Genomic DNA, 8,194 nt, shown 5'->3' with positions numbered 1-8,194 from the left:
CCGCCCCCGCGGGCGTGCTCTTCCTGGAGAACGGCGGCGGCAAGTCCGTACTGCTGAAGCTGATCTTCTCGGTCATGCTCCCCGGCCACCGCAACACCCTCGGCGGCGCCAGCTCCGGCGTGCTGCGCAAGTTCCTGCTCGCCGACGACTGCGGACACGTCGCCCTGGAGTGGCAGCACACCCTCACCGGCGAGCTGGTCGTCGTCGGCAAGGCCAGCGAGTGGCGCGGCCGGCAGGTCTCCGGCGACCCGCGCAAGTTCGCCGAGGCCTGGTACTCCTTCCGCCCCGGCCCCGGCCTCAGCCTGGACTCCCTGCCGGTCGCCGAGTCCACCGCCGTCCGGCCGCTCGCCGAGGGCGCCTCCGGCGCCCAGGGCCGCCGCCGCACCATGAAGGGCTTCCGCGACGCCCTCACCGACGCCGGCAAGGCCTACCCGCACCTGGAGGTCTACTGGGAGGAGATCCACGACCGCTGGAACGAACACCTCGGCGACCTCGGCCTGGACCCGGAACTCTTCCGCTACCAGCGGGAGATGAACGCCGACGAAGGCGAGGCCGCCGGCCTGTTCGCGGTCAAGAAGGACTCCGACTTCACCGACCTGCTGCTGCGCGCCGTCACCGACACCCGCGACACCGACGGCCTGGCCGACCTCGTCTCCGGCTTCGGCAACAAGCTCGGCCGCCGCGCCGAACTCACCGCCGAACGCGACTTCACCGCCGGCTCCGCCGACCTGCTGGGCCGCATCGTGGACGCCGCCCACGACCGCGCCCGCGCCCGCGACGTACACGCCGGCGCCGAGCGCCGCACCCGCCGCCTGGCCCGCCGGCTCTCCCTGCGCGCCGCCGGCGAACGCGACCGCGCCGCCGACCTCGCCCGGCAGGTCACCGCCGCCGCCCACACCGTCACCCAGGCCGAGCAGGCCCGCGCCCGCTCCTCCCTCATCACCGCCGAACTCGCCTACCGGCACGCCTCCCTGGCCCTCGCCGCCGCGGAGAAGAGCGCCGCCGCCCAGCGCCGTGAGCTGACCGACGCCCGCACCCTGCACTCCGCCTGGCAGGCCGCCGAGGCGGTGCTCCGCCACCGGGCCGCCGCCGACCGCTCAGCCCGCGTCGCCGGCGCCATCCGCGAGGCCGAACGGGACGCCGCCCCCGCCCTCGCCGCCCGCGCCACCGCCGCCGCCGACCTGGTCCGCGCCCTCGCCCGTGCCGCCGAGGACGGCGAACGCCACGCCGACGAGCAGGAGGAGCGGTCCGCCGCCCTCCAGGAAGCCGGCGAGAGCGCCCACCGCGACGCCACCACCGCCGCCACCGAAGCCCAGCGCGCCCGCAGCGAGGCCGGACACCTCCGCCAGCGCCTCGCCGAAGTCGAGCAGGAGACCGCCGAGGCGGTCCGCGCCGGCTGGCTCGACGACACCGCCCCCGACGCCGACCCGGCCCGCGCCGCCCTGGCCGCCAGCGACGCCGAGAACACGGCCGTCGCCGCCTGGGAGACCGCCCGCGAACAGGCCCGCACCGCCGCCGACCGGGCCCGCGAAGCGGCCGCCGCCGAATCCCGCGCCGACCTCGCCGCCGCCCGCGCCGCCGACGCCGCCCACGCCGCCGACCGCTCCCACCAGGCCGAACGGCGCGCCGCCGAGGCCATCGCCGCCGAACCCCGGCTCACCGAACTCCTCGGCCTCCCCGAGGACCGCCAGCCCGCCGGCGTCCCCGGCCAGCGCCGCCCCGGCACCGAGCCGGACACCGCGGCCCCCGCGCCGCGCCCCGGCGGCGGGCTCACCGCCGAGGACCTCGACCGGTACGCCGACCAGCTCCGCGAACTCCTCGACGACGGCGTCACCGCGGCCGAACGCAAGCTGTTCGAACTGCGCACCGCCGCCGCCGACGACGCCCGCATCCTCGGCGCCCTGGGCGACGGCGGACTGCTGCCGCCCGGCCCCGACGTGCTGGCCACCGTCGAGTACCTCGGCGAGCACGGCATCCCCGCCCTGCCCGGCTGGCGCTACCTCGCCCAGTCCGTTGACCCGGCCGACCACGCCGCCGTGCTCGCCGCCCGCCCCGAACTGGTCGACGGCGTCGTCATCACCGACCCCGTCTCCTACGCCCGCGCCCGCGAGGCCCTGGCCGGCGCCGCCCTGCTGCCCCGCTCCGCCGTCGCCGTCGGCACCGCCGCCGCCCTGCTCGCGCCCGTCCCCGCACCGGACGGGCCGACGGTCGGCGACGTGTTCCTCGTCCCGCCGAACCCGGCCATGCACGACGAGAACGCCGCCGACGAGGAGCGCCAGGCGCTGCGCGACCGGGCCGCCGCCCGCGACGAGGAGATCCGCGCGCTCGCCGCCCGCCTGGCCGGCGACCGCTCACTGGCCGCCCGCATCGGTTCCTGGCGCGCCGACTGCCCGCCCGGCATGCTCACCGAACTGGCCCGGGCCGCGGCCGCCGCCCGCGAGGCCGCCGACACCGCCGACGCCGCGCTCGCCGAGGCCCGCGCGCTCCGCGCCGAGACCGAGGAGAGCGCCGCCGAGACCGCCCGGGTCCGCGACGAGCGCCAGGAGACCGCCCAGCGCGCCCGCCGCGCCGCCGACGCCCTCGCCGGCCTCGCCCACCGGCTGCGCGAGCGCGCCCGCTGGCAGTCCCGGCTCCGCGAGCTCGCCGACGACGCCGCCGAACACGAGGCCCGCGCCCAGACCTTCCTGGACCGGGCCCGCGCCGCCGACCAGGACCGCCGCGCCGCCCAGCGCACCGCCGACGACGCCCACCGCACCGCCCGCGCCCTGCGCGCCGAACGCGCCGAGATCGCCGGCGCCCCGGAGAACCTCCCGGCCGCCGACGGCGACGCCCCCCGCGCCCCGCTCGCCGCCCTGCGCGAGGCGTACCGCGCCGCCTCCCAGTTGTACGAGAAGGTCGGCGTCGGCGCGGACCTGCGCGCCGAACAGGCCCGCGCCGAGAGCGACGAGAGCGCCGCCCTCGCCGAGCTGGACCGGCTCACCAACAAGGTCCGCACCCGCGCCGCCCAGTTGCTGGAAAGCCCCGACGGCGCCGACGGGCCCTCCCGGCAGGCCGCCGCAGCCCGCGCCGAGGCCCTGGTGCAGATGCTGGAGTCACGCGCCTCCGAAGCCAGCGAGAAGCTCGGCCGGCTGCGGGGCGACGCCGAACGCCTCGCCCCCGAGGACGCCGCCGCGCACACCGACCTCCCCGAGGAGCTGCACCCGGCCGACGCCGAGCACGCCCAGAGCCTGCTGCGCACCGCCACCGGCGAACTCGCCGTGCGCACCGAGTCCCTCGACACCGCCCGCACCAGCCACGCCCGACTGCTCCAGGCCCACCGCGCCTCCGAGGACGCCGCCGGCGGCTTCGACGAGACCGCCGCCCTCCTCGGCGACCTGCTGCGCGAGCCGGCCGACGAGGACCCGGACAGCACCCCGGAGCCCTACCCCGGCACCCTGGAGGAGGCCCGCCAGTCCGCCGCCGAGGCCCGCCGCTCGCTGCGCGGCTGCGCCGCCGACCTCTCCGCCGCCGAGGCCGCCGTCCGCGAGGCGAGCGACGTCCTCGTCCGGCACGCCAACTCCACCCGCTACGAGCAGGTCCGCACCCCCGCCCGCCAGCAGATCCGCGAACTGCCCGCCGCCGCCCTGCCCGAGCACGCCGCCAAGTGGGCCGAGGCGTTCGCGCCCCGGCTGCGCGTCCTCACCGACGAGCTGGCCCAACTGGAGCGCAACCGCGACTCGATCGTGGACCGGCTGCGCGGACTGGTGGAGTCCGCCCTGGCCACCCTGCGCTCCGCCCAGCGCCTCTCCCGCCTGCCCGAGGGCCTGGGGGAGTGGTCCGGGCAGGAGTTCCTGCGCATCCGCTTCGAGGAACCCGACCAGGCCACCCTGGTGGAACGGCTCGGCGACGTCATCGACGAGGCTACCCGCTCTGCCGTCCGCAAGAACTCCGACCTGCGCCGCGACGGCATGTCCCTGCTGCTGCGCGGGGTGCAGGCCGCCCTCCAGCCCAAGGGCGTGGCGGTCGAGATCCTCAAGCCGGACGCGGTGCTGCGCGCCGAGCGGGTGCCGGTCGGGCAGATGGGCGACGTCTTCTCCGGCGGCCAGCTCCTCACCGCCGCCATCGCCCTGTACTGCACCATGGCCGCGCTGCGCAGCAACGACCGCGGCCGCGACAAGCACCGGCACGCCGGCACCCTCTTCCTGGACAACCCCATCGGCCGCGCCAACGCCACCTATCTGCTGGAGCTCCAGCGCGCGGTCTCCGACGCCCTCGGAGTCCAGCTCCTCTACACCACGGGGCTGTTCGACACCACGGCGCTCGCGGAGTTCCCCCTGGTCATCCGGTTGCGCAACGACGCCGACCTGCGGGCCGGGCTGAAGTACATCAGCGTCGAGGAGCACCTGCGGCCCGGGCTGCCCCAGCAGCGCGCGGAGGGCGAGGCCGCGGTGCACGGCGAGATCACCGCCACCCGCATGTTCCGCAAGGGCCGCCCCGAGCCCGTACCCGCCGGCGACGAGTGACGGTACGGGGGGACAGCGCGTGACGGTACGGGGCGGCACGGCCATGCGGCCGCCCCGCCCCGTACCGACTGCGCCCCGTACGGACGGGGTCCCAGCCCGGCCCCGAACGGACCTGGCCCCGCCCCGTACCGACTGCGCCCCTGCTCTCGTAACGACCGCGCCCCGACTCCCGGACCGTCAGGCCCGGGACAGGTTCCCGGACCGTCAGGCCCGGGACGGGCTCCGGGACCGTCAGGCCCGGGACGGGCTCCCGGACCGTCAGGCCCGGGACAGCCGGCCGTGGCCGGAGCCGCGGGACCCGCGTATGCGGTCCGCGTCCCGCGCCTCGGCGTACTGGCCCTGCCGGGCCCGCCGCTCGCGGCGCAGCGCCCGAGCCGTGCTGCTGGGCGCCGACACCACGCCGTGGCGCTGATTCCACACCTGGCGGGTGACCCACACGTCCAGCACGGCCCAGGTCGCCACGATCGTGCCGGCGATGCTGCCGAGCACCATCGGGAACGCCAGCCACGAGCCGGTGACCGAACAGAAGAACGCCACCGTGGCCAGCCCCAGTGTCAGCGCGGTGACCAGCACCGCGCGGACGGCGGCCGTCCGTACCGGGTCGGGCATCCGCCGCCGCCCGACCGGCTCCTCCACCCACAGTTCACGCCGAGCCGTCTCCATACCAACCGTCACTCCCCACCGCCGACCGTCGTCAGAAGGGTGGCTGCCCCTCTTGAGCCGTTTCACGCCCTCCCGGCCGTCTATAGGAGAAGACGTCCGAACGGCGACGATGATTCCCGTCGACCTGACGAAGTCGGACGTATTTTCCTGACGCGCGACGAGCGGGAAGGGCGCGCGGGGCGTTCCGCGCGGGATCGTCGCGCGCACTGCCGCCCCGAGGCCAGTCTTCCCCCGATTTCCGGCGGCAAGGGTTCCGGCGGCGAGGGCCGACGTGATGCACGCAGCATGCAATTCCGGCCATCCCCGAGCTCTTCTCTGTCCAAGAAGTGACGGCACGCCGGACGCCGGTCCGCCCGCCCGCGCCCGCCAACTCGCCGAATACCCGGACAACTCGTGATCTGGGCCCCGAGGCGCGTCCGAAAATCATCCGGACATCTCTTCGGGATGTCACCGCTCCGGTAGTAGGCTCGCGCCGTTTATTGCTGCTGTGTTGATGTCAACACCCGGGCGGGTGAACCTTGATGGGTCCCCGAACGTTCGCACGGGTGCGAGTGGGGGAGGCCATGCGCTTTCGCGGGAAGTCGATCCGCCGGAAGATCGTGGCGTTGCTCCTCGTCCCCCTGGTGTCGCTCACCGGACTGTGGGCCTTCTCCACCCTGCTGACCGTCCGCCAGGCCGACCAACTCCTGGACGTCGCCCACATCGTCGACAAGATCGGCTATCCGCTCGAGGACACCGTCCGCGACATCCAGGACGAGCGCCGCCAGACCCTGGTCTACCTGGCCGACCCTCGCGACGCCGAGGCGCTGCCCAAACTCCGCGCCGAGCGCATCGCCACCGACCGGGGCATCGCCCGCATCCGCGCCAACGCCCGGGACGCCGCCGTCGCCGACACCCTCGACGGCCGCCCCGCCCGCCGGCTCAGTGCCCTGCTGACCGCCCTCGACGAGGTCACCGCCCTGCGGCGCAGCGTCGACAACCGGTCCGTCGGCCGCCTCCAGGCGCTGGAGTTCTACAACCGGCTCATCGACCCCTGCTACGGCTTCCTGGCCGGCCTGACCGCGCTGGAGAACGTCGACCTCGAACAGCAGGCCCGCGGCCTCGTCGGCGTCGTCCGCGCCCGCGAGATGCTCGCCCGCGAGGACGCCCTGGTCGCCTCCTCGCTGCTCACCGACCGGACCACCGCCGGCGAACTGCGCGTGGTCTCCGACCTGGTCGCCCACCGCAGGCTGATGTACGACCTCAGCCTGGAGCAACTGCCCGCCGGCGAACGCGAGGTGTTCCGCGGCTACTGGGGCGGCCCGGACACCGGTCCGCTGCGCGACGCCGAGGAGGCCCTGCTCGACGCCGGCCCGGCCGGCGCCCGCAAGGCCGTCACCGCCGCCCGCTGGGAGGAACTCGCCACCCCGGTCCTCGACCGGCTCGTCACCGAGAACACCGAGGCAGGCCGGCGCTACCAGGACCGCGTCGAACCGGCGGCCCGCAACGTCCTGCTCGAAGCCGGCGTCGCCGGCGTCCTCGGCTTCGTCGCCCTGCTCGCCTCCCTCGTCGTCTCGGTCCGCGTCGGCCGCGGCCTCGTCCGCGACCTGCGCACCCTGCGCAAGGACTCCCAGGAGGTCTCCGGGGTCCGGCTGCCCAGCGTGATGCGCCGGCTCGCCGCGGGCGAACAGGTCGACGTCGAGACCGAGGTCCCGCACCTGAGCTACGACCGCGACGAGATCGGGCAGGTCGGCCAGGCCCTCAACACCCTCCAGCGGGCCGCCGTCGAGGCCGCCGTCAAGCAGGCCGACATGCGCCGCGGCGTCTCCGAGGTCTTCGTCAACCTCGCCCGCCGCAACCAGGTCCTGCTGCACCGCCAGCTCACCCTGCTCGACGCCATGGAACGGCGCACCGAGGACACCGCCGAACTCGCCGACCTCTTCCGTCTCGACCACCTCACCACCCGCATGCGCCGGCACGCCGAGGGCCTGGTGATCCTCTCCGGCTCCGCGCCCTCCCGCCAGTGGCGCAAACCCGTCCAGCTCATGGACGTGGTCCGGGCCGCGGTCGCCGAGGTCGAGGACTACGAACGCATCGAGGTACGCCGGCTGCCGCGCCTGGGCGTCGGCGGCCCCGCGGTCGCCGACCTCACCCACCTCATCGCCGAACTCCTGGAGAACGCCACCGTGTTCTCCCCGCCGCACACCGGCGTCCAGGTGCACGGCGAACGCGTCGCCAACGGCTTCACCCTGGAGATCCACGACCGGGGCCTGGGCATGGCGCCGGAGGCCATGCTCGACGCCAACCTCCGGCTCGCCGAGACCCCCGAGTTCGAGCTGTCCGACACCGACCGGCTCGGCCTCTTCGTCGTCAGCCGCCTCGCCCAGCGCCAGAACGTCCGCGTCTCCCTCCAGCCCTCCCCGTACGGCGGGATGACCGCGGTCGTCTTCCTCCCGGCCGCGCTGCTCACCGACGCCCCCGAGACCCAGGGCACCGGCTTCCGCCTGGACCGCGCCGGCGGCCGCCCCGCGGGCGAGGACCGGCGCGCCGACACCGGCCCGCGCGCCGACGGCCGGGTGCCCGAACGCGCCGGCGCCGGCCGAGCCCGCCCCGGCGTGCGCACCGCCAACGGCGACGTGCTGCCGCGCCGCACCGGCATGTCCCCGCTCGCCTCCGGACGCACCGGGCACCGCCCGCCGGTCCTGGACGGCCCGGTCGAGCTCGACGCCCCGGTCGGCGCCCTCGGCGACGACGACGGACCCCGGCCGCCGCACGCCTGGCCGACCGACCCGCGCGGACCGGTCGAGGGCCCGGCCCGCCGCCCCGACCAGGATCGGACCGGCCCGGACGCCGAACCGGCCCCCCGGACGACCGACCCGGCGCCCTTCGTCCCCGCCCCCTTCGTCCCGGACCCCTTCGGCCCCGGTCCGCGCCCCCGCGGCGGACTCGGCGAGGGCTCCCTGCCGCGCCCGCGCACCGGCGACGGCGCCCGGCCCGGCGAGACGCCCGAGAACCGCACCGCCGGCCGGCCCCAACTGCGCCCCCCGCCC

At 76.3% G+C, this 8,194-nt stretch carries 3 protein-coding genes; 2 read left to right on the top strand and 1 reads right to left on the bottom strand.

Annotation, left to right across the window (positions count from 1 at the left end; all coding sequences use genetic code 11):
• On the top strand, positions 1-4,502 hold a 4,502-nt coding region (locus C6N75_RS27480; protein ID WP_105871571.1), incomplete at its 5' end, for a coiled-coil domain-containing protein.
• 258 nt (positions 4,503-4,760) lie between these two features.
• Here C6N75_RS27480 and C6N75_RS27475 read toward each other — a convergent pair.
• On the bottom strand, positions 4,761-5,165 hold the full coding sequence (locus C6N75_RS27475) for a hypothetical protein (protein WP_105871570.1): 405 nt from the start codon (positions 5,163-5,165) through the stop codon (positions 4,761-4,763).
• A 563-nt stretch (positions 5,166-5,728) separates the two neighbouring features.
• Here C6N75_RS27475 and C6N75_RS27470 point away from each other — a divergent pair.
• Positions 5,729-8,194, top strand: a 2,466-nt coding sequence (locus C6N75_RS27470; RefSeq protein WP_105871569.1) for a sensor histidine kinase, incomplete at its 3' end; no start/stop codon positions are given.

The organism is Streptomyces solincola, from assembly GCF_002982015.1.
Lineage (GTDB): Bacteria > Actinomycetota > Actinomycetes > Streptomycetales > Streptomycetaceae > Streptomyces > Streptomyces solincola.
The sequence above is the reverse complement of the archived record's forward strand: the minus strand, read 5'-3'. Positions and strand labels throughout refer to the sequence as shown.

Excerpts from the sequence above, each read along its gene's own strand:
- C6N75_RS27475 (WP_105871570.1), bottom strand. The coding sequence starts at position 5,165 with ATGGAGACGGCTCGGCGTGAACTGTGGGTGGAGGAGCCGGTCGGGCGG.